At 67.0% G+C, this 19,529-nt stretch carries 20 protein-coding genes, 1 tRNA gene and 1 pseudogene; 11 read left to right on the top strand and 11 right to left on the bottom strand.

The genetic code is table 11. The features are described 5' to 3' along the window. Together glpX and ACH0CP_RS14450 are read left to right on the top strand one after the other, a co-directional pair. Positions 1-972, top strand: coding sequence for a class II fructose-bisphosphatase (gene glpX / locus ACH0CP_RS14455; protein WP_294442829.1), 972 nt, complete (start codon positions 1-3; stop codon positions 970-972). Next, entirely contained in the window at positions 972-1,706 is a 735-nt protein-coding gene (locus tag ACH0CP_RS14450; protein ID WP_294442831.1) for a CPBP family intramembrane glutamic endopeptidase, read from the top strand. The genes glpX and ACH0CP_RS14450 overlap by 1 nt, the downstream gene beginning before the upstream one ends. Positions 1,707-1,811: 105 nt before the next feature. Here the strand turns inward: ACH0CP_RS14450 and nusG are convergent, their stop codons facing one another. The 6 genes from nusG to ACH0CP_RS14420 form a co-directional block, all read right to left on the bottom strand. Continuing rightward, positions 1,812-2,348 (bottom strand): transcription termination/antitermination protein NusG, encoded by a 537-nt coding sequence (gene nusG, locus ACH0CP_RS14445; protein ID WP_294442832.1) that lies wholly within the window; start codon positions 2,346-2,348, stop codon positions 1,812-1,814. A 20-nt stretch (positions 2,349-2,368) separates the two neighbouring features. Further along, on the bottom strand, positions 2,369-2,566 hold the full coding sequence (gene secE, locus ACH0CP_RS14440) for a preprotein translocase subunit SecE (protein WP_294442834.1): 198 nt from the start codon (positions 2,564-2,566) through the stop codon (positions 2,369-2,371). A 220-nt stretch (positions 2,567-2,786) separates the two neighbouring features. Further along, positions 2,787-2,863 (bottom strand) — tRNA-Trp (locus ACH0CP_RS14435). A 37-nt stretch (positions 2,864-2,900) separates the two neighbouring features. Next, positions 2,901-5,255, bottom strand: a complete 2,355-nt coding sequence (locus ACH0CP_RS14430) for a bifunctional diguanylate cyclase/phosphodiesterase (protein ID WP_294442835.1) — start codon at positions 5,253-5,255, stop codon at positions 2,901-2,903. 92 nt (positions 5,256-5,347) lie between these two features. Continuing rightward, positions 5,348-6,262, bottom strand: coding sequence for a glutathione S-transferase family protein (locus ACH0CP_RS14425; protein ID WP_294442837.1), 915 nt, complete (start codon positions 6,260-6,262; stop codon positions 5,348-5,350). Between the two features lie 100 nt (positions 6,263-6,362). Continuing rightward, a complete protein-coding gene (locus ACH0CP_RS14420; RefSeq protein ID WP_294442838.1) occupies positions 6,363-8,096 on the bottom strand; it encodes a fatty acyl-AMP ligase in 1,734 nt (577 codons plus the stop codon). Positions 8,097-8,205: 109 nt separating this feature from the next. Between ACH0CP_RS14420 and ACH0CP_RS14415 the strand changes: the two genes are divergently transcribed. From ACH0CP_RS14415 to ACH0CP_RS14405, 3 genes are all read left to right on the top strand, one after another. Beyond that, positions 8,206-8,730, top strand: coding sequence for a regulatory protein RecX (locus ACH0CP_RS14415; protein WP_294442839.1), 525 nt, complete (start codon positions 8,206-8,208; stop codon positions 8,728-8,730). Between the two features lie 87 nt (positions 8,731-8,817). Continuing rightward, entirely contained in the window at positions 8,818-9,390 is a 573-nt protein-coding gene (locus ACH0CP_RS14410) for a cold-shock protein (RefSeq protein WP_294442840.1), read from the top strand. A gap of 1 nt (position 9,391) precedes the next feature. Next, positions 9,392-9,874, top strand: a complete 483-nt coding sequence (locus ACH0CP_RS14405; protein WP_294442841.1) for a DUF192 domain-containing protein — start codon at positions 9,392-9,394, stop codon at positions 9,872-9,874. 122 nt (positions 9,875-9,996) lie between these two features. On the opposite strand, the gene ACH0CP_RS14400 is transcribed toward ACH0CP_RS14405, so the two are convergent. After that, on the bottom strand, positions 9,997-10,266 hold the full coding sequence (locus ACH0CP_RS14400) for a hypothetical protein (RefSeq protein ID WP_294442842.1): 270 nt from the start codon (positions 10,264-10,266) through the stop codon (positions 9,997-9,999). Between the two features lie 147 nt (positions 10,267-10,413). Here ACH0CP_RS14400 and ACH0CP_RS14395 point away from each other — a divergent pair, with 147 nt between their 5' ends. Further along, complete coding sequence (locus ACH0CP_RS14395; protein WP_294442843.1) at positions 10,414-10,806, top strand: NADH:ubiquinone oxidoreductase subunit NDUFA12; 393 nt, start codon at positions 10,414-10,416, stop codon at positions 10,804-10,806. Positions 10,807-11,009: 203 nt separating this feature from the next. After that, positions 11,010-11,243 (top strand): annotated as a pseudogene (locus tag ACH0CP_RS14390) (DUF2155 domain-containing protein); the annotation flags it as partial. Between the two features lie 35 nt (positions 11,244-11,278). Here ACH0CP_RS14390 and aat read toward each other — a convergent pair. Both aat and ACH0CP_RS14380 read right to left on the bottom strand, forming a co-directional pair. Continuing rightward, positions 11,279-12,013, bottom strand: a complete 735-nt coding sequence (gene aat / locus ACH0CP_RS14385) for a leucyl/phenylalanyl-tRNA--protein transferase (RefSeq protein WP_294442844.1) — start codon at positions 12,011-12,013, stop codon at positions 11,279-11,281. Positions 12,014-12,081: 68 nt separating this feature from the next. After that, a complete protein-coding gene (locus ACH0CP_RS14380) occupies positions 12,082-12,465 on the bottom strand; it encodes a hypothetical protein (RefSeq protein WP_294442845.1) in 384 nt (127 codons plus the stop codon). A gap of 159 nt (positions 12,466-12,624) precedes the next feature. Here ACH0CP_RS14380 and radA point away from each other — a divergent pair, with 159 nt between their 5' ends. The 3 genes from radA (at position 12,625) to ACH0CP_RS14365 (ending at position 17,141) form a co-directional block, all read left to right on the top strand. Continuing rightward, positions 12,625-13,998 (top strand): DNA repair protein RadA, encoded by a 1,374-nt coding sequence (gene radA, locus ACH0CP_RS14375; protein ID WP_294442846.1) that lies wholly within the window; start codon positions 12,625-12,627, stop codon positions 13,996-13,998. A 73-nt stretch (positions 13,999-14,071) separates the two neighbouring features. Further along, on the top strand, positions 14,072-15,568 hold the full coding sequence (locus tag ACH0CP_RS14370; RefSeq protein WP_294442847.1) for a DUF4139 domain-containing protein: 1,497 nt from the start codon (positions 14,072-14,074) through the stop codon (positions 15,566-15,568). 7 nt (positions 15,569-15,575) lie between these two features. Continuing rightward, on the top strand, positions 15,576-17,141 hold the full coding sequence (locus ACH0CP_RS14365; RefSeq protein ID WP_294442848.1) for a DUF4139 domain-containing protein: 1,566 nt from the start codon (positions 15,576-15,578) through the stop codon (positions 17,139-17,141). Here ACH0CP_RS14365 and ACH0CP_RS14360 read toward each other — a convergent pair. After that, positions 17,117-17,428 carry a hypothetical protein gene (locus ACH0CP_RS14360; RefSeq protein ID WP_365927895.1) on the bottom strand — a complete coding sequence of 104 codons (312 nt, stop codon included), beginning with the start codon at positions 17,426-17,428 and terminating at the stop codon, positions 17,117-17,119. The genes ACH0CP_RS14365 and ACH0CP_RS14360 overlap by 25 nt on opposite strands. Positions 17,429-17,495: 67 nt before the next feature. Here ACH0CP_RS14360 and ACH0CP_RS14355 point away from each other — a divergent pair, with 67 nt between their 5' ends. Beyond that, entirely contained in the window at positions 17,496-17,924 is a 429-nt protein-coding gene (locus tag ACH0CP_RS14355) for a CBS domain-containing protein (RefSeq protein WP_294442850.1), read from the top strand. 4 nt (positions 17,925-17,928) lie between these two features. Here the strand turns inward: ACH0CP_RS14355 and ACH0CP_RS14350 are convergent, their stop codons facing one another. Further along, the gene (locus ACH0CP_RS14350; RefSeq protein WP_294442852.1) at positions 17,929-19,392 is read right to left on the bottom strand and encodes a lipopolysaccharide biosynthesis protein; all 1,464 of its coding nucleotides are present in this window, start codon (positions 19,390-19,392) and stop codon (positions 17,929-17,931) included. Positions 19,393-19,529: the final 137 nt, after the last annotated feature.

Raw genomic sequence — 19,529 nt, 5'->3', positions numbered from 1 at the left:
ATGCCGACAGCCAGCAAGGTGCTCGATCGCGTCCTAGTGCTCGAAATGGTTCGCGTGACGGAGGCTGCGGCGATCGGCGCCTCCACGCTCATCGGTCGCGGCGACGAGAAGGCCGCGGATGCGGCGGCGGTCGAGGCGATGCGCGAGGCGCTGAACACGCTCGACATCGACGGCACGGTGGTGATCGGCGAGGGCGAGCGCGACGAGGCCCCGATGCTGTACATCGGCGAGAAGGTGGGTGCGGCGCAGGGCACCGGCCCGAAGATCGACATCGCGCTCGACCCGCTGGAAGGCACCACGATTTGCGCCAAGGCCGGGCCGAACAGCCTCGCCGTGCTGGCGATCGGCGAAGAGGGCTGCCTGCTCAACGCGCCCGACGTGTACATGGACAAGCTGGCGGTTGGACCGGGCCTGCCGGAGGGGATCATCGACCTCGACAAGACGCCGACGCAGAATGTCGAGGCGATCGCGGCCGCGAAGGGCGTGAAGCCCAACGAGATCATCGCCTGCGTGCTCGATCGCCCGCGCCACGAGAAGCTGATCGCGGAGCTTCGCTCGATCGGCTGCGGCGTGGTGCTGATCGGTGACGGCGACGTTGCCGGCGTGATCGCGACCACCAACCCCGACACGACGATCGACGTGTACATGGGTTCGGGCGGCGCGCCGGAAGGCGTGCTGGCCTGCGCGGCGCTGCGCTGCGTCGGCGGGCAGTTCAAGGGCCGCCTCCTCTTCCGCAACGAGGACGAGCGCGCGCGTGCTCGCAAGTGGGGCATCACCGACCTCGACAAGCAGTACGACCTGAAGGAGCTGGCGAAGGGCGACTGCATCTTCGCCGCGACCGGCGTCACTGACGGATCGCTGCTGGAGGGCGTCAAGCGCCGCGGCAAGACGATGACCACCGAGAGCGTGGTGATGCGCGCCTCGTCCGGCACGGTGCGCTGGGTGAAGGGCGAGCACCGCCTGGATCGCTGATGCTTCCCGCGCTGCTGCTGGCGCTGGCGATTGCAATGATCGTCGGCGGGTGGTGGCGCAGGAAGAGCCTGGCGTCGATCATTGCCGAGCGATTGCGGGGCCCGGTGCCTTCGCGGCCGCGCTCCTCGCTCGCCTGGGCGGCGGGGATCCTCGTCATGTACGGCGCGACGTCACTGGTGGCGCTGGCGCTGGTGGGGCGGCTCGACGCGCTGGTGGTGTTGCCCCCGGAACTGGTGCCGGCGGTCGCGACGCTAGGCATCGCGCCGATCGACCTGGCGGAACTGGGACGGCTTGGCGTGGCGATCGGCGGCGGCTTCGTGCTGGGCGCGGCGCTTGTCGTGCTGGCGCTGAAGCGCGGATGGCGCTGGCTTGACCCGCCCTATCGATCCTCCGCCGTCGCGATGCGCGGGGACGAAGTTGGCGCGGCGCTCGCGCTGTCCGCCGCGGCGGGGATCGGCGAGGAATTGTTCTTTCGGCTGACCGTGCCGCTGTTGGCCGCGAGCGTCTTGGGCAATGCGGTGGCGGGTTGCGTTCTCGGCTGGGCATTGTTCACGCTCGCGCACCGCTATCAGGGGCGCGGCGGGATGGTCGCGGTCGGCGTGGTGGGTGCCGTACTCGGGTGGCTGTATCTCGCGACCGGACAGCTGTGGGTGGTGATCGTGCTGCACGCGCTGGTTGATGCGAATGCGTTGGTGGTGCGACCGTGGCTGGAGCGGCGGCTGCGGCGCGGATAGATGCGCCGGAAAGTAGGGAGGAGCGGGACCCCGGATTCAGTCCGGGATCAAGGCTCATCTGCCGAGGCTGCCGTCCTTGCCCTCGGCAAGAACGGCGCCTGAAGTTTACTTGCTGCGCTCGACCTGTTCGAAGTCGAGCTCGACCGGCGTGGCGCGGCCGAAGATCGACACCGACACCTTGACCTTCGACTTGTCGAAATCGAGTTCCTCGACGGTGCCGTTGAAGCTCGCGAACGGGCCGTCCAGCACCTTGACCGAATCGCCGATCTCGAAATCGACCTTGACCTTGGTCTTCGGCGCGGCGGCGGCTTCTTCCTTGCTGTTCAGCATGCGCGCGGCTTCCGCCTCGCTCACTGCTTGCGGCTTGCCCGACGAGCCGAGGAAGCCGGTGACCTTCGGGGTGTTCTTGACGAGGTGATAGACCTGATCGGTCATCTCGAGCTTGGCGAGCACATAGCCCGGCATAAACTTGCGCTCGACCTGGATCTTCTTGCCGCGGCGCGCTTCCTGCACCGTCTCGGTCGGCACCTCGATCTGCTCGACGAGGTGCTCCAGCCCCATGCGCGCGGCCTCGGCCAGGATCGAATCGCGCACCTTTCCTTCGAAACCGGAATAGGCGTGGATGATGTACCAGCGTGGCATGTTGCTGACGCGTCCTTTTCTTACTTGGCCAGGCTAAGCAGCGCGTTGACGATCGCGTTGAAGATCGTGTCCACGCCCAGGAAGAACAGCGCGAGGATCGTCGTCATGATCATCACCATGACACCAGTCATGATCGTCTCGCGCCGGGTGGGCCAGACGATCTTCTTGGTCTCGGTGCGGACCTGGTTGATGAACTCGATCGGAGTCGTCTTTGCCACGTGCCTTGCCTTCAATCATTCGAGCCGAAAACGAGGCATAAGCTCTCTACCGCTTTCCCGTCTAAGGGAACGGTGAGTGGCTGTCCGCGCTGTCGGATGCGTCGCGCGAGATAGCGTTGCAGGGGCGCGAGGGCAAGAGCAGCGGGTTGCGGAACGTGGCCGCAGCGGCATTACTGCCGAATCCGTTCGACCAAGTCGCTGACCAACTTCGCGGAAGGGCTGGCAGGGGAGCTCGGATTCGAACCGAGGGCCTTCGGTTTTGGAGACCGACGCTCTAACCAGCTGAGCTACACCCCTGCAGCGACACCGCCCTTAGCGGGCAGTGCGGCGCTGTTCAAGCGGCGCGGGATGCGGATCGACTGCGCACCGCCACGGCGCGTGCCTCGTCCACCGGCAACGGCCGCCCGTAGAAATAGCCCTGCACGCGCGAACAGCCGAGTTCGCGCACCATTGCCAGTTCCTCCGCCGTCTCGACGCCTTCCGCGATCGTCGCCAGATCAAGGCTGTTGGCCAGCGCGACGACCGCGCGGATGATCGCCACCGCCTCTCGCGTGCCCTGGGATGCCGCCTGCACGAAGCTGCGGTCGATCTTGATCGAGGAGAAGCGTGTGCGGGAGAGATAGCCGAGCGAGGAATAGCCAGTGCCGAAATCGTCGAGGCTGAGCCGCACGCCGAGATCGAGCACGCGCTGCAGCACGGTGGCGGCCTGCGCGCCTTCCTTGATGAAGACGCTTTCGGTGACTTCGAGCTCCAGCCGGTGCGGCGCCAGGGCGGAGGTAGCGAGCGCCTGGGCGACGACGGTGACGAATTCGGGATTGTGCAGCTGTTCGGGCGATACGTTCACCGCGACGCGGGTGTCGCCGGGCCAGCGGGCGGCCTCCTCGCAGGCGGTGCGCACCACCCATTCGCCGATCGGGCCGATCAGCCGGGTCTCTTCGGCAAGCGGGATGAATTTGGTCGGCGGAACGAGGCCGAACTCCGCGCTGCGCCAGCGAAGGAGTGCCTCGAAGCCAGTCAGGCGCTCGCCGGCAGCATCCACCACCGGTTGGTATTCCAGGTGAAGCTCGCCCTTCTCAAGAGCCTGGCGCAGTGCGATCTCGAGGACGCGGCGCTCCTCCGCCTCGACGTGTAGCTGGGGCTCATAGGCGTGGAAGACGCCGCCGCCGGCGTCCTTTGAGCGGTAAAGCGCGAGATCGGCCGAGCGGATCAGCGTTTCCGCGGTGCGGCCGTCGCGGGGCGAGCACGCGACGCCGATCGAGGCGCCGATGTACAAGGTGTGCTGATCGACCTCATAGGGCCGGGAGAGCGTGTCGATGATGGTCTGCGCCAGCCGCGTGATCCGGCTGGCCTCCGTGGCGTCGTTGATCACCACTGCGAATTCATCTCCGCCCAGCCGACCGATCAGTTCATTGTCGGTGATAAGCTGGTTGAGCCGTTCCGAGACGCGGCCGAGCAGGCGATCGCCGATCGGATGGCCGAGCGTGTCGTTCACTGCCTTGAAGCGATCGAGGTCGATCATCATGAAGGCGGCGCGAGTGCCCCATTTCTCCGCCTCGGCCAGCGCCTTGGCGAGCGCCTCGTTGACGAGCAGGCGGTTGGGGAGGCCGGTCAGGGCATCGAACCGCGCCATGCGATTGATCTTGTCGACCGAGGCGCGTTGCTCCGTGACGTCGGAGCCGACGCCGCGGAAGCCGGCAAAAATGCCGCGATCATCGATTCGGGGGCTGGCGGAGATCTCCCACCAGCGCTCCTCGCCCGCGATGACGACCGGCAGCGACAGGTGGCGGATGCTGTCGCGATGCTTCAGCTTTTCGGCGAGAAGGCGCAGGCCGGCGGAGAAATCGCCACTCTCCCATGCGGGGCCGGCGAGCGCCTGGAACAACGGCATGCCTTCCAGCTCCGCGGTGCTGCGGCCGAGCGCGGCCGCGAAGCGCGGCGTGACGTTGACGAGGCGGCGCTGCGTATCCGTCTGCCACAGCCAGTCCGAGCCGCCTTCCTGATATTCGCCGAGGAGCAGGCTGACGGTTTCATCGCGATCGCTGAGCGAGAGTTCGGAGCCACGCAGCAGCACCAGCGTGCGCGCGCGGGAGATGCAGGCGGCGGTGAGCAGCCCGGCGAAGAGCAGGGTCGCGGCGGCGGCAAGGTAGCTCTGCTGCAACACGAGAGGGACGGCCATGGCGAGCGCGAGGCCGAGCACGAAGCTGAGCGCGCCCAGCACCAGCGAAGCCATGGCGACTGCCGCCGCCGTCATCAGCACGCACAGCACCGTCCACAACGGGAGGAGCGTATCGGGCGCCGCCTGTGCCCCGAACCAGAGGGGAGCGATGCTCCACACGGTGGCGAGGACGATCCCCTCCACTCCGGTGCCGCGAAGCTGCGCGAGCGAGGCGTGGCCCTCCTCGAAATGGGCGGTGCGCAGCCGCCGCAGCGTGACGACTGCGGCCGCGAGCGCTACCGTCATCCCCCAGCCGATCAGCCACGGGAGCGGCAGCTGGCCCGCGAAAAGCTGCATGACCAAAGCCGCGGCAATAAGGTTCGCTGCGAGCAGGACCAGCGCCAGTTGGCGACCGCAGAACAGCTGAGTCGCGCGGACCCGGCCCCACAATATGGGATCGTCGCCTTCGCCCAGGCCGAGCAGGAGGCGGAGCGGAACGGGCGACGTGCGCACTGCTTCTGGCGAGGAGGTCACAGATGTAACCGGTAGCGCGCTACGGTTTACGGATCCTTTCAGTCGTCCGAAAAAGTGCAGCAATACTGGCTTTTAGCGCCGCTCCGGAGCGATCACGTCGCGGGCGCCAGGGCGAAGCCAATGCGGGGAACGTGGATCACGACCTCGCCCGTGCGCGAATCGCGGTGGCGCACGGCAAGGTGGTGCGGCGACGAGCCAACAAGCGTACCGCTGATCGGCTCGCGCCCGTAATCGGTGGCGGAGACGGTGACTTCCCTTCCCGCGAGCGCGGCATCCCGGGCAGCGACCTCGGCTGCTTCCGGCTTCGAATCGCGGGCGATGGCGATCGCCTCTTCGCGAGTCGCGCTGCTGCGCTGGCCGTGGCCGATGGCGCGCACGCGATCATACCAGTCGCCGAGGCCGGGCAGATCCTCGAACGCGTCGGCTGCGGCAGCGTGGAAGGAGCGGACGAACCAGAGGTTGTAGTAAGCGTTGGCGTCGAGGAGGCCGGGGCGATCGCCCGACAGGAAAGCGCGGCCGTCCGCGAGCTGTTCGCTGACCAAGGCGGCGTGGCTGCGTAGTTGATCCGCCATGTGCGGCACGGCGGCGCGCATCGCGGCGGGATTGAATGGCTGGCCGCTGAGCTTTTCGCGGTCCCGCTTGAAGGCTTCGTCCACCGAATCGCCCAGGCCGCCGAATATCACCGTCACGGCGGCCTGGAAGAAGGCGCGATCGGTCCACTGTGCGGTTGCCTGATCGATGCCAAGGCTGCCCGACGGGAACAGGGTGGGCGTGGGGAAGCGGCGTTCCAACTCGCGGACGATCAGGACGCTGTCACAATAGATGTCCGCGCCGATCTGCATCACCGGAATGCGGCGGTAGCCGCCGGTCAGGGCAAGCAGATCGGGCTTGGGCATGATGACCGGCTGGTCGACCGCGGCCCAGGCGAGGTTCTTGATGCCCAGGCACACCCGCACCTTCTCCGAGAAGGGCGAGCTATCATATTGATGCAGCAGGATCGTCGTCATCAGCCCTCCACGCGCGCTGCTCAGCGGCAGCGTTGGTGGAAGGGGTAACGTGTGCGAGGATTAAGTCGATCGTTTTCTTTTGGCCGACCGAACCCAGCGATCAGGCAGCAACGGCGTAGGGCTTGATCTCACCCGAGAGGTACAGGTTGCGGGCCTTGGCGCGGCTGAGCTTGCCCGAACTGGTGCGCGGCAAGGTGCGCGGCGGGATCAGTTCGATGACGCAGTTCATGCCGGTGACGGCACGGACGCGGTCGCGAATCTCGTTGCGCAGGCGGCTACGCTCGGCATCGTCGGACGTGCGGCACTGGACGAGCACCGCGGGCGTTTCCTCGCCGCCCGGCGTGGTGATCGCGAAGGCGGCAATGTCGCCCTGCTTGAAGCCGGGGAGCTGCTCCACGGCCCATTCGATGTCCTGCGGCCAGTGGTTGCGGCCGTTGACGATGATCATGTCCTTGGCGCGGCCGACAATATAGACGTAGCCGTCCGACAGATATCCCATGTCGCCGGTATCCAACCAGCCGTCTGCCATGCAGGCCTCGGTCGCTGCGTCGTCACGGAAATAGCCCACCATCAGCGACGGCCCGCTGCACCAGACCTTGCCGATCGCGCGCTCGGGAAGCGGCGTGCCGTCTTCCTCGCGGATTTCGACCGCCATGTCCTTCACCGGCTTGCCGCAATTGACGATCGCACGGTAGCGCTGCGGGCGATCCTGGCCGGCGGGAACGCCGGAGAGCTGCGTCTCCTCGACCAGCTCGACGCGGATCCCCTCACCCGGCGGCATGATCGAGACGGCGAGCGTTGCTTCCGCGAGGCCGTAGGAGGGAAGGAAGGCGCTGGCCTGGAAGCCGGCATCGGCAAAGGCATCGACGAAGCCCTGCATCACGTCCGGCCGGATCATGTCCGCGCCATTGCCGGCGAGGCGCCAGCGGGAGAGATCGAACCGGTCGGCAGCCTTGGTCTGGCTCGACATGCGCCGGGCGCAGATGTCGTAGCCGAAGGTCGGCGAATAGCTGATCGACGTGCCGGGATTGCGGCTGATGAGATCGAGCCACGCCAGCGGACGGCGGGCGAAATCCTCGGTCTTCAGATAATCGACCGACACCTGATTGGCGATCGGCGACAGGAAGCAGCCGACAAGCCCCATGTCGTGATACCAGGGCAGCCAGGAGATGCAGCGATCGGTCTCGATCAGCTCCATGCCATGGGCGTGCGCCGCGAGGTTGTTGAGCAGCGCGTGGTGAGTGATCGCGACGCCGTGCGGGAAGCGCGTCGAGCCGCTGGAATATTGCAGATAGGCGATGTCATCGCCCGATGCCTTCGGCAGGTCCACGGCATTCGCGTCACGCGAGAGCAGGTCAGCCCAGTCGATCCCCTGCGTCCCGACCGCGGCGGCGGCGGCGCCTGCCATCTCAGACAGTTCGGGCGGGTAGATCAGCATCTTCGGATCGCAGCTCGTCAGCTGGACGCGCAGTTGATCGATGTAGGATTCCTTGCCGCCGAACGAGGTCGGCAGCGGCAGCGGCACTGGCCACGCGCCGGCATAAACGGTGCCGAAGAAGAGTGCGGCGAATTCGGCGCTTGTTTCCGCGACCAACGCAACCCGGTCCCCCGGCGCGATGCCGGCCGCGATCAGCCGATAGGCCGCGGCCTTCGCATCGGCCTGAAGTTCGCGGAAGGGGTAGGGCCGAACCAGCGTGCCGCGCGCATCATGGAAATTGAGCCCGCGTTCGCCCCCGGCGGCATAATCCAGCGCCTGCCCAAGCGTTTCGAACTCGGAAAAGATGCGCGGCTGCGCATCGCTGCTCGGGGTAGGCAAAAGGGTCGCGGTCGTCATGTGTCTGCTCAAGTCTCATGGGCGGTGCACGGATGCACCGACATTTGGCCCCAGCCGTGAACGGTCGCCGCGTTCAAAATCCGATGGCAGTGTGGCAACAACAAGGCGCATGTCTACGCCGCGCCGCCCGCCGCCCCCGCTCGATACTGCTGCGCTGGAGGCGCTGGCGCTCCGGTACGTCGAGCGATTTGCCACGACAAGAGGAAAGCTGGCGGCATATCTGTCGCGCAAGGTGCGCGAGCGGGGGTGGACCGGTGCGAGCGCCGACCCGCAACAGATCGCAGATCGGATGGCGCAGCTTGGCTATGTCGACGATCACGCCTTCGCTGAGGCCAAGGCGCGGTCGCTGGCACGGCGTGGCTATGGCACGCGCCGTGTATCGATGGCGCTACGCGCGGCTCATGTCGGTGAGGAGGATGCCGCCGACGCGCTCGAGGAAAGCGCCGACCAGGCATTTACCAGCGCGCTGGCGCTCGCCCGGCGGCGGCGTTTCGGCCCCTTTGCCGCGGCGGTGACGGACGAGCGCACGCGCGAGCGGCAAATCGCCGCTCTGGTCCGCGCCGGGCATAATTACGCGCTGGCGCGGCGGATCGTAACGGCAGAACCCGGCGATATACTTGAGCCCGATCAATAAGGCGCCGGATCAACTTCTCCGTTTTGCAACGAGACGTTTGTGCGATGCGTCAACCGTGCTAGCGTCGGCACGGGGAAGCAGAGAGAGATGCGCAGCCAGCCGTTTGATGCCGCGGACGACCGCGAAGGGCCAGCCGACGTCGACGCGCAAGCGGCGGACGAGGGGGTGGCCGTATCCGGCACGCTCAAGTGGTTCGACGTGACGCGGGGCTTTGGCTTTCTTGTGCCCGACCAGTCGGAGTTCGGCGACGTTCTGATCCACTTTTCGGTGTTGCAGCCGCTTGGGCGGCGCAGCATCCCGGAAGGATCGCGGATCGAAGCGATCGCGGTGCGCCGCGAGCGCGGCTACCAGGCGCGCGAAATCGTGTCGCTCGACCTCAGCACCGCCGTCGAGCCCGCCCCGCGCACGACGAACCGCGTCGATCCCGTTAGCCTGATCGGCGAGGCGGGAGACTGGGAGCCGGTGACGGTGAAATGGTTCAACCGCCTGAAAGGCTATGGTTTCCTGGTGCGAGACGATACGCCGGGTGATATCTTCGTTCACATGGAAACGCTGCGCCGCGGGGACATCGTGACGGTCGAGCCCGACCAGCGGCTGCGCGCACGCGTCGTCGAAGGGCGCAAGGGGCCGATGGCGGTCAGCGTCGCGCAGGAGGATTGAAATGAAGTTCCATGGTCTGGCAGCGATCGCGCTGCTGATCGGCGTATCCGCCTGCACCGGCCAGGACGCGGCGGCATCGGCGGGCAACGAGGCGGCGAAGGCGCCGCTGACCACCGTTACGGTGACGAGCCAGACCGGCCGCCACGTCTTCAAGGTGGAGATGGCGCGGACCCCGGCGGAGCAGGAACGCGGGCTGATGTTCCGCACCGACATCCCGAAAGATGGCGGGATGCTGTTCGCGCCTTATCCCGCAGACGGCGGCGGGCCGCGCGAGGCAAGCTTCTGGATGAAGAACACGCCGTCGCCGCTGGATATCATCTTCATTCGCGCGGATGGCACGATCGCCCGCATCGCCGAGAATACGGTGCCCTTCTCAGAAGCGCAGGTGCCGTCGGGCGAGCCGGTGGCGGCGGTGCTGGAGATCAATGGCGGCCGATCGGCTGAACTGGGCATCAGCGAAGGCGACAAGGTGAGCTGGAAGTAGCATCCGCCAGCGCCGCTGGCGGCGACGAGTAGCGGATACGCAAAAAAAAGGGCGCCCAAGCAAACTTGGGCGCCCTTGCTGTTTGACGGCCGGCGGACCGGGCCGGTCCGCCAATGGGTGATTTAGATCCCGTTCGCCAGGTTGGTGTCCGGATCGTTGGTGCGCAGGTCGTCCGCCTGATTCTCGCCCGTTGCGCGAACCGCATCCGCCTGGTTCTCAAGCGCGTCGCTGGCCACGTCCGACGAGACGTTATCGGCCATATCCTCAAGATTGTCGGCGCGGGCCTCGGCATTGGCTTCGATATTGTCGGCAGCCTGTTCGCGCGGGCTGGAATTGCACGCCGCGAGCGACATCACACCTGCAGCAAGACCGCCAATAACTAGCTTCTTCATCTGTTTACCCCTGTTCGTTTCGGTTCATCAACAGCAGCAATGGCCAAATCCCCGGCTTTGTTCCCTGGCATGCGGCGCATCGACCCGAGAAAGCACTGCCGCACGGCATTGAAGGGGCGAGCGCCAACCGCTAAGCGCGGGGCCGTCATGGGCATCAATCTCAACCCCTTCACCTGGTGGAACGGCGCCACCATCGGTACCTGGTTCGGCCTGCGCGGCAAGACGCGCGTCGGCGAGGACGCGCTTGGCAACGTCTATTGGGAAGGCGGGCGGGATACCGCCGGCAACCCGCGGCGCTGGGTGATCTACAACGGTCCAAACGATGCGAGCCGCGTCCCGCCGGAATGGTTCAGCTGGCTGCACCACCATGTGGACGGCGCGCCCGACGAGGCGCTGCCGAGCCCGCGGCCGTGGCAAAAGCCGGCCAAGCCGAACATGACCGGGACGCCAGAGGCCTATCGCCCGTCGGGCGCGCTGGAAAAGGGCGGCCATCGCCAGGCGGCCACAGGTGATTACGAGGCGTGGAGCCCCGACGCGTGAAGCCGGCGGTCGCGGCCGGCGGTCTTGCCGCCGCGGCGTTGATCGGCGTCGGCGTGTGGCAGGGTGCGCGCTGGCTGGGCGATGACACGCGCCAGACGCCAGTCGCCAGTCAGCAAGTGCCGGATGCCGCGGAGGCCGAAGTGCCTTCCGATGTGGTGACGGTCGAGGGAGATACGGGGCCAGTAGACGCCGGCAGCACGCCGATGGCGGAGCGCGTGGCGGTCGTCGGCCTGCTCAACAAGCGCAATGGCGTCAGCCGCGATCTGACGATGAAGCCGGGTCAAGCGCTGCGCGTCGGCGATACGATCGTCCGGCTGCGTGCGTGCGAGCGCACCGCGCCGTGGGAGCAGGAGCAGCTGACCGGCGCGTTCGTGCAGCTGGACGTGCGCGGTGCGGATGAGAAGTGGCGGCGGGCGTTTTCGGGATGGCTCTACAAGGAGCGTCCTGCGCTGAACGTCGTCCAGCACCCGATCTACGACGTCTGGGCCAAGAGCTGCACGATGTCCTTCCCGGACAAGGGGCCGGCGACAGAAGTGCTGGGAACGCCATCCACCGCCCGGAAATCGCCCGCACCCACGGCCCAGGAATCTCCCGCGGCTGCGGCACCGAGCACTTCCGAGAGCGCATCGCCCAGCAACGCAACGTAATCCGCGCGTTCGATCTCCACCGCGCCCATCGAGGCGAGGTGATCGGTCATGAACTGGCAATCGAGCAGGGTGAAGCCGCCAACCCGCAGCCGCGCAACGAGTGCCGCGAGCGCGGCCTTGGACGCGTCCGTCGTTCGGCTGACCATCGATTCGCCGAAGAAGGCGCGCCCCAGTGCCAGGCCATAAAGCCCCCCGACCAGCGAGTCGCCTTCCCAGCATTCGATCGAATGGGCGAAGCCGGCGATATGAAGCTGCCGGAAGACGCGTTCGATCGAGTGGTTGATCCAGGTTTCGGGCCGATCGGTGGCGGCTTCGGCGCACATCGCGATGATCTCGTCGAACGCGGTATCGGCGGTCAGCCGGAAGCGTTCCGACTTCAGCGTGCGGCGCAGCGAACGGGAAAGATGGAAGCCGTCGAGCGGCAGGATCGCGCGCTGCCGCGGTTCGACCCAATAGACGCCGGGCGCGTCGCGCGCATCCGCCATCGGGAAGACGCCGACAGCATAAGCGCTGAGGACGGTGGCGGGATCCAGCGACTGGCGTGGGCGGTGGCGGGCCATCAGGCCGGCACCATATCACATAACGGCGCCGCCGCATCCCGGGAGGAGCGGCGGCGTATTCGTTGCTCTTACGAGCGGCAGGTCTGCGAGCCCTTGCCCGGCTGCTCCAGCGTGATGTTCTCGGGCGTGCCGGTCAGCTTCCAGCCGCCGTCGGCAACCAGCGGATCGCCGGCGTTCGCAGCGGTCAGCGTGACGGGCGTGCCGTCCTTCTCGGTGCGGACGATCGCCTGCTTGTCACCCTGGAAGAAGGTGACATAGGCAAGGCTGTTGTCCTTGCAGCGCATCGTCTTCTCGGCCTTGATCGCCGGGGGAAGCTCAACCGCACCCGCATTGGCAAGCTCGGTCGCCATCGGATCCGGGTTGGTGTCGAGCACTTCGGGAGCGTCCGACTTGGAGTTGCAGGCAGCGAGCGCGAGGAGCGCCGCGGCGGCGAAATAAAGGGGGCTCTTCATAGCGGCAGCCCGCTTCGCGCATGCAGCAATCTACGTCAAGATCACTGCCGGACATATTGTATCAAAGTGCAGAATATTAAGCTTCTGTTCCCTTGTTGTTCCGACCCTGATACGAAAGTATAAGTCGCCCACGGCGCGTGTCGCACTGCAGGAATGAAGATGGCCAAGCTCCAGAAACGCTATGTCTGCCAATCGTGCGGTTCGGTCGCCTCGAGGTGGCAGGGACAGTGCGTCGACTGCTCGGAGTGGAACACGCTGGTCGAGGAAGCGCCGGCGGTGGTGACGCCGTTTCAGGCGAAGCACAATCTGCAGGGGGGCGGGCGCGCACTGACGATGGTGGCGCTGGACGCCGAGGTGCCGCTGCCGGCGCGCATGGCAAGCGGCATTGCGGAGCTCGACCGGGCGCTGGGCGGCGGCTTCGTCGAGGGAAGCGCGACGCTGATCGGCGGCGATCCCGGGATCGGCAAATCGACGCTGCTGCTGCAGGCAGCGGCGCGGCTGGCGCTGGGCGGGGCGGACGTCGCCTATGTCTCCGGCGAGGAAGCGGCCGACCAGGTACGGCTGCGCGCACGGCGGCTGGGGCTGGGGGAGGCGCCGGTGCGACTCGCTTCCGCCACGTCGGTGCGCGATATCCTGACCACTTTGGGAGCGGGGCGACCGCCGGCCCTACTGGTGATCGATTCGATCCAGACGATGCATTCAGATCTGATCGAGGGCGCGCCTGGCACCGTCAGCCAGGTGCGGGCCAGCGCGCAGGAACTGATCCGCTTTGCCAAGGAGCGCGGCACGGCGCTCGTGCTCGTCGGCCATGTCACCAAGGATGGCACGATCGCCGGCCCGCGCGTGCTGGAACATATGGTGGATACGGTGCTGAGCTTCGAGGGCGAGCGCAGCCACCAGTATCGCATCCTGCGCGCGATCAAGAACCGCTTCGGCGGCACCGACGAGATCGGCGTCTTCGCGATGCAGAGCGAAGGGCTGACCGAAGTGTCGAACCCGTCGTCGCTGTTCCTGACGCAGCGCGACGAGAGCGTGACGGGGGCGGTGGTGTTCCCGGCGCTGGAAGGGACGCGGCCGGTGCTGGTGGAGATCCAGGCGCTGGTCGTCCGGCTGGCGAGCGGGGCGACGCCGCGGCGGGCGGTGGTCGGCTGGGACAGCGGGCGGCTGGCGATGATCCTGGCCGTGCTCGAAGCGCGCTGCGGGCTCAGCTTCTCCTCGGCGGAAGTTTATCTGAACGTCGCGGGTGGATATCGCGTGCAGGATCCGGCGGCGGATATGGCGGTGGCAGCGGCGCTGGTGTCCGCGCTGTCGGAGCGGCCGGTGCCGGCGGATGCGGTGGCGTTCGGCGAAGTCGCTCTGTCCGGCGAGGTCCGAAGCGTCGCGCACGGCGCGCTCCGGCTGAAGGAAGCGGCGAAGCTTGGCTTCGGCCAGGCGCTGGTGCCGGCATCGACGACGGGTGAGAAAGCCGCGCTACGACTGGCGGGATTCCCGACGCTGGGCCGGCTGGTCGATCATTTGCTGGGCCGTGGATGACGGCAGCGCATTTCATGGGATGACGCCGGCTGGAGGCAACCCTAAGCTGTTGAGGAAACGGGGGAGAGGTCGCATGCGTCGGTTGGGCATGGCGATGACGCTGATCGCGTCGTCGGCGGCAACGCAGGTTTGGGCACAGGCTCCTACGCCGGGAGGTGGGCCGGCGCGAAGCGCGCAGGGCGACGTGGCCGTCACCATCTACAACAACAACCTGGCGCTTGTGCAGGACACGCGGCAGCTCAATCTTCCAAGGGGGGTGAGCCGGCAGGACTTCCCCGACGTGTCGAATGGGATCCGGCCGGAAACGGTGCGGCTGTCGACCGATGGCGTGACGATCATCGAACAGAATTTCGATTACGACCTGCTCTCCCCGCAGGCGCTGATGGAAAAGGCAGTCGGCCAGACGATCACGATCCTGCGCACGAACCCCGCGACTGGCGCGGAGACGCGCGAGCGGGCGACGGTGCTGGCCAATAATGGCGGCGTGGTGCTGCGGATCGGCGACCGGATCGAGGTGCTGCGCGACGACGGCCTGCCCGTGCGGGTGGTGTTCGATTCCCTGCCGCCCAACTTGCGCGCGCGGCCGACGCTGTCGGTGACGGTCGATTCCGCCCGCGCCGGGACACGGCCGGCAACGCTCAGTTACCTGTCGAACGGGTTCGGCTGGAATGCAGACTATGTCGCACTGTTCGATGAGGCGAGGAGCACGATTGACGTGCAGGGCTGGGTGACGCTGCGCAACAGCAATGACACGCCGATGGTGAACGCCGATGCGGTGCTGGTGGCGGGGGCGCCAACGGCCAATACATCGCGGCGGGCTCCAGCCGTCGGCAATTACGCGCCTGGCACCGCTGCTGGTACCGAGACGGCACCGCGCGGGCGGCTCGGGGACTTCTATCTGTACCCGCTGGGACACCGCACGACGATCGCCGCCAAGCAGCAGAAGCAAGTGAGCTTCCTCAACGTGTCCGCCGTTCCCGCACGCAAGGCGTACGAGTATCGCGTCCCTGCCCTCCACACGCAGAGCGAGCCCGGAAGCGCCTCAACCATCTTCGCCTTTTCCTCGTCCCGTACCGGTGGGCTGGGCGATGCGCTGCCCGCCGGGACGGTGCGGCTCTATATTCGCGATGCGGCCGGCCAGCCGCAGTTCATTGGCGAGCGTGCGATCGGCCATACGCCGATGGGATCCTCGCTGGCACTCGTCACCGGCGAGGCATTCGACGTGAAGGTTCGCCCCGAGGTGGTGAAGCGGGAAGAGATCGACGGCGACGAAGGGCGCCGCGTTGCTCGCTATCGCGTCACCGAGGATGGCGAGACGCGGACGATGGAGGTGGACCGCGCCACCCAATTCTATCGTACGACGATGAAGTACGAGGTGACCAATGCGCGCCCGGAGCCGGTGACGGTGGATGTCGTGCAGGCGGGGCTCGACAATCACTGGCGTGACACGCGTGTTTCCTCGGAGAGCCTGAAGGGCGAGCAACGTTCGCTGGACGAGCGGGTGTGGCACGTACCGGTGCCGGCCAACGGCAGCGCGACGCTGACCGCCGTCATCGAAACGCGTTACTGAGCGCGCGATGCGCCGCCGCGCTCCGCATCGTGCCCCGGGGATCGCGCGCCTGTGCAGCGGCGTGCTACTGGCTGTCGCCATACACGCGGGGGCGATCGCCCAGACAGTGGTGACGTCGACAGAGCCGGACCAGCTTTCCGTCACCCTGTACCGCGCGCCCGATCGTGCGCCGAGCACGCCGCTCAGCCGCACATCGGCGCAAGGTTTCGCACTCGTCACCGAGACGAGGACGGTAACCCTGCCCGCGGGGCCTTCCGTGATCCGCTTCGAGGGTGTGGCCGGGAACATCATGCCGGAAACGGCGATCGTCGCCGGCTTCCCGCAGGATGTGGTGGAGAAGAACCTCGATGCCGCGCTGCTCAGCCCGCGCAGCCTTTATGATCGCGCACTTGGCCGCCGGGTGCTGATCCGGCGAACCAATCCGGCGACCGGGCAGGTGATCGAGCAGCAGGCGACGATCCGCTCCGGCGCGGATGGCGCGGGAGTGATCGAGGTTGCAGGCGGCTTTGAGGCGCTGAGTTGCTCCGGCCTTCCCGAGAAGATCGTGCAGACCGATGTGCCGGAAGGGCTGAGCGCGCGGCCCACGTTATCGATCGCGACGACGGCGGCGCGGCCGGTCTCCGCCACGATCACCTTGTCCTATCTTGCCGGCGGGTTCGACTGGCAGGCGGATTATGTCGTGACGCTTGGTTCCGATGCCGAAGCGGAAGGCCGGGCGAGCCTTGCTGCTTGGGTGACGCTCGCATCGACCGACGTGACCAGCTTTCCCGATGCGCGCACGCAGTTGGTGGCGGGCAAGCCGAACCGCGAAAGGGCGCCATCGTTCGGCAACTACGACATGGGCTGGCTGGAGCTGAGCTGCTGGCCAACCCAGGTCGCCTATTCACGCGACGAGCGCTACGACATGGCTGGGGTGCTGCCTCCTCCTCCGCCACCGCCGCCTCCTCCGCCGGCCCCGGTGATGGTCACCGCGATGCGATCATCGGCGCCTGCCGCGGAAGTGATCCAGGGCGAGCTTGGCGACTTCAAGCTCTACACCGTGCCGGCTCCCACCACGGTCGCTGCGAAGGGGCAGAAGCAAGTGGCGCTGACGACGCGCAACGGGGTTCGGGTGCAGACACTTTATGTCAGTGACGGCTATTCGTCGGGGGTGCCGAACGCGCGCCGCGTTTTGCGCCTGCGCAACCGGAAGGCGGACGGGCTCGGTCTGCCGCTGCCGGCGGGTCGCGTCGTCGTGCTTCAGGAGGGTGGTGATCGCCCGATCCTGCTGGGAGAAACGTGGCTGGACGACAAGGCGGTCGACGAGGAGATCGAGCTCGGCCTGCCTGGCTCGCCCAGCGTCTCTGCCAGGATCGAGGAGTTGCCACGGCAAGGTAAGGCGCGCTCCTTCGTTCTCACCGTGAGCAACGCCAATCCCTGGCCGATCGCTTACGAGGCGCGGTTCGCGACCGGCACCGGGCAGATGAGGGCGGCGCGGCGGCTGGTGACGCGCAAGGGAAAGCAAGTTTGGGCGACCACCGTGCCGGCGAACGGGACGGCGACATTGCGCTATTTCTTCCGCAAACCCGGCTGATCGGCATCATCGGCCTGATCGGAGTCAAACGTATCCACCGCCTCGTCATGCCCGGTGCCCGACGACAGGAAGGTCAGCCCCATCAGCGCGCCGGCCATCAGCACCGACCCCGTCACGCCGCCGATCGTCGCCAGCGTCGCGATCCAGCCCAGTTCGCCGTAGGAGCGGCCGACCAGCCACACCGCGATCAGCGACGCCACAAGGCCGATGACGGCCGTCCAGGCCAGCAACCGGCGAAAACGGCGCCAGGCGAATTTTGCGTATTCGGGATCGTCCAGCTGGCTCATACTTTCCATCTGCTACGGAGAAGCGCATTCTTCCAGCAGAGAAGCGATTGATAAAAGGAGCGGAGCGATGACGATCGCGGCAATCCTGCACGGCAAGGGCGGAGAGGTGATCTCCACCACGCCCGATCAGACGGTGCGTGCGGCAGTCGCGCTGCTGGCGCAGCGGCGAATCGGGGCGCTGCTGGTGATGGAGGGCGACGAGGTCGCCGGCGTCTTCTCCGAACGCGACGTGATCTATTGCCTGAAGGACGGTGATACGGGCGTGCTCGATCGCGCGGTGCGGGACGTGATGACCGCGCCAGCCGTCACCGTGACGCCTGAGGATCCGGTGCTCGGCGCGCTATCGCTGATGACGCAGCGGCGGATCCGGCACTTGCCGGTGGTCGACGGCGGACGCGTGATCGGCGTCGTCTCAATCGGCGACCTCGTCAAATATCGCATCGACCGGGTGGAGGCGGAGGCCGAGGCGATGCGCGCCTATATCCAGCAGGCGTAAGCGATTAGCGCGGGCGGAGCAGCGCCAGCATCTCGCGCAGGAGCGCGCGACCGAAGACGAGCAGGCAGGCGGCATAGGTCGCCCCCCCGACCGCGACCAGCAGCGCGAGCCGCGGTAGTGGCGGCAGGTTAGTCGCGCGATCGGCGAGTACCACGGCCGCACCCATGATCGTGGCGGCGAGGAGCGGCGTCGCCACTGCGCGCGCAACGTCACCCAGCCGGGCGCCGATCACGGGGAGCGCGCGCCAGCAGCTGATCGCGAGATAGAGCGGGTAAGCAACGATCCAGGCGAGCGCGAGCCCGGTCACGCCCCAGCGCACACCGACGAGAAAGGCGAGCGCAAGGATCACCGATCCGGCGGCACCATTCTGCACCCCGATGCCGGGCCGGCCCAGCGCGTCGCACGCCGGGGAGAACAGCACCTGCAAGGTCATGAATGGCATGGCGAGCGCGAGCAGGCGGACGATCGGCGCGGCCGCGGCCCATTTTTCCCCCAGCATCGTCAGCACCAGCGGCTCGGCGGTTGCTGCGAGGCCGATGTAGAAGGGGAGGGCAGCGAACATCACGATCCGCACCCCCTTCACGAAGGCAGCGGCAGTGGCGACGCGATCGTGCTGGATCCGGGCATAGGCGGAAAAGGCGACCTCGTTCAGCGGCGGCACGAACTTCGAGACGAAGATCTGCGCCAGGAACAGGCTGGTCGTGTAGATCCCGAGTGCATGCACATCGAGCGTGCGGCCGGCGATGAACACGTCGACCTGGCTCTGCAGGAACCAGAACAGCTGGCTGGCGGCCATGACTCCGCCGAAGCGGGCAAGCGCCCCGGCGCCGCGGAAATCGAACAGCGGCCACATGAGCGACTTTGCGGCCATGGTCATGCCGATCGCGCGGGTGGCGAAGAGCGCCATGGGGGCAAACACCAGGGTCCACACGCCCCAGCCGGACAGCGCGCCGATCAGAGCCATGCCGGCACCGGCCAGGGAGGAGATAATGTTGACCCGCGCCTGGAGCCGGAAATCCATCGCACGGCTGAGCAGCGCCTGGGGCAGCGCCATAAAGGGGGTGCCGAGATAGATCAGCGCCTGGACGCGGAGCAGCTGCGCAACCTCGGGCTGGCGGTAATACGCCGCGGCCAGGGGGGCGAGCGCGACCTGGATCAGGGCGAGCGCCACGTTCACCACGATGAGCATGCCGAACAGCTGCCGGATCTCGCGTTCGGTCACCTCGGGTCGCTGGACGAGGCCGCTGGCGAGGCCATAGCCGTTCAGCATGTTGAGGAACGCCATGACGACGCCGGTCATCGCGAATAGGCCGTAATCGCTGGGTGACAGAATGCGGATGACGAGGAAGGTCGCGGCCCATTGCACCATCTGCGCCGCGATCTGGCTGCCCGAGCGCCATATCACCGCGTTACGCACCTGCCGGGCGAGCGATTCCGTCTGATTCGATGCGGCGGTGGGGGCGACCATGTCGGATTCGCTACGGGGTGGCGGCTTCACAAGCCATTAAAACCGGCGGGAAAGCGTGGTTTTTGGGGGTGTGTGTAAGAAAGTTGCAAAAAGGGTTTGACGGGTTGGGGTGGTTTACCTAGATGGGTGTCACCGCA

It is taken from the genome of Sphingomonas sp. 179-I 2A4 NHS (genome assembly GCF_045369135.1).
In the GTDB taxonomy this organism is placed as follows: domain Bacteria; phylum Pseudomonadota; class Alphaproteobacteria; order Sphingomonadales; family Sphingomonadaceae; genus Sphingomonas.
This window is presented reverse-complemented; position numbering and strand designations above follow the sequence as displayed.

Excerpts from the sequence above, each read along its gene's own strand:
- nusG (WP_294442832.1), bottom strand. The coding sequence starts at position 2,348 with ATGCCACGCTGGTACATCATCCACGCCTATTCCGGTTTCGAAGGAAAG.
- glpX (WP_294442829.1), top strand. The coding sequence starts at position 1 with ATGCCGACAGCCAGCAAGGTGCTCGATCGCGTCCTAGTGCTCGAAATG.
- ACH0CP_RS14370 (WP_294442847.1), top strand. The coding sequence starts at position 14,072 with ATGCGTCGGTTGGGCATGGCGATGACGCTGATCGCGTCGTCGGCGGCA.
- ACH0CP_RS14410 (WP_294442840.1), top strand. The coding sequence starts at position 8,818 with ATGCGCAGCCAGCCGTTTGATGCCGCGGACGACCGCGAAGGGCCAGCC.
- ACH0CP_RS14355 (WP_294442850.1), top strand. The coding sequence starts at position 17,496 with ATGACGATCGCGGCAATCCTGCACGGCAAGGGCGGAGAGGTGATCTCC.
- aat (WP_294442844.1), bottom strand. The coding sequence starts at position 12,013 with ATGGCCCGCCACCGCCCACGCCAGTCGCTGGATCCCGCCACCGTCCTC.
- ACH0CP_RS14405 (WP_294442841.1), top strand. The coding sequence starts at position 9,392 with ATGAAGTTCCATGGTCTGGCAGCGATCGCGCTGCTGATCGGCGTATCC.
- radA (WP_294442846.1), top strand. The coding sequence starts at position 12,625 with ATGGCCAAGCTCCAGAAACGCTATGTCTGCCAATCGTGCGGTTCGGTC.
- ACH0CP_RS14380 (WP_294442845.1), bottom strand. The coding sequence starts at position 12,465 with ATGAAGAGCCCCCTTTATTTCGCCGCCGCGGCGCTCCTCGCGCTCGCT.
- ACH0CP_RS14425 (WP_294442837.1), bottom strand. The coding sequence starts at position 6,262 with ATGACGACGATCCTGCTGCATCAATATGATAGCTCGCCCTTCTCGGAG.
- ACH0CP_RS14365 (WP_294442848.1), top strand. The coding sequence starts at position 15,576 with ATGCGCCGCCGCGCTCCGCATCGTGCCCCGGGGATCGCGCGCCTGTGC.
- ACH0CP_RS14395 (WP_294442843.1), top strand. The coding sequence starts at position 10,414 with ATGGGCATCAATCTCAACCCCTTCACCTGGTGGAACGGCGCCACCATC.
- ACH0CP_RS14400 (WP_294442842.1), bottom strand. The coding sequence starts at position 10,266 with ATGAAGAAGCTAGTTATTGGCGGTCTTGCTGCAGGTGTGATGTCGCTC.
- ACH0CP_RS14415 (WP_294442839.1), top strand. The coding sequence starts at position 8,206 with ATGTCTACGCCGCGCCGCCCGCCGCCCCCGCTCGATACTGCTGCGCTG.
- ACH0CP_RS14420 (WP_294442838.1), bottom strand. The coding sequence starts at position 8,096 with ATGACGACCGCGACCCTTTTGCCTACCCCGAGCAGCGATGCGCAGCCG.
- ACH0CP_RS14360 (WP_365927895.1), bottom strand. The coding sequence starts at position 17,428 with ATGAGCCAGCTGGACGATCCCGAATACGCAAAATTCGCCTGGCGCCGT.
- ACH0CP_RS14350 (WP_294442852.1), bottom strand. The coding sequence starts at position 19,392 with ATGGTCGCCCCCACCGCCGCATCGAATCAGACGGAATCGCTCGCCCGG.
- ACH0CP_RS14450 (WP_294442831.1), top strand. The coding sequence starts at position 972 with ATGCTTCCCGCGCTGCTGCTGGCGCTGGCGATTGCAATGATCGTCGGC.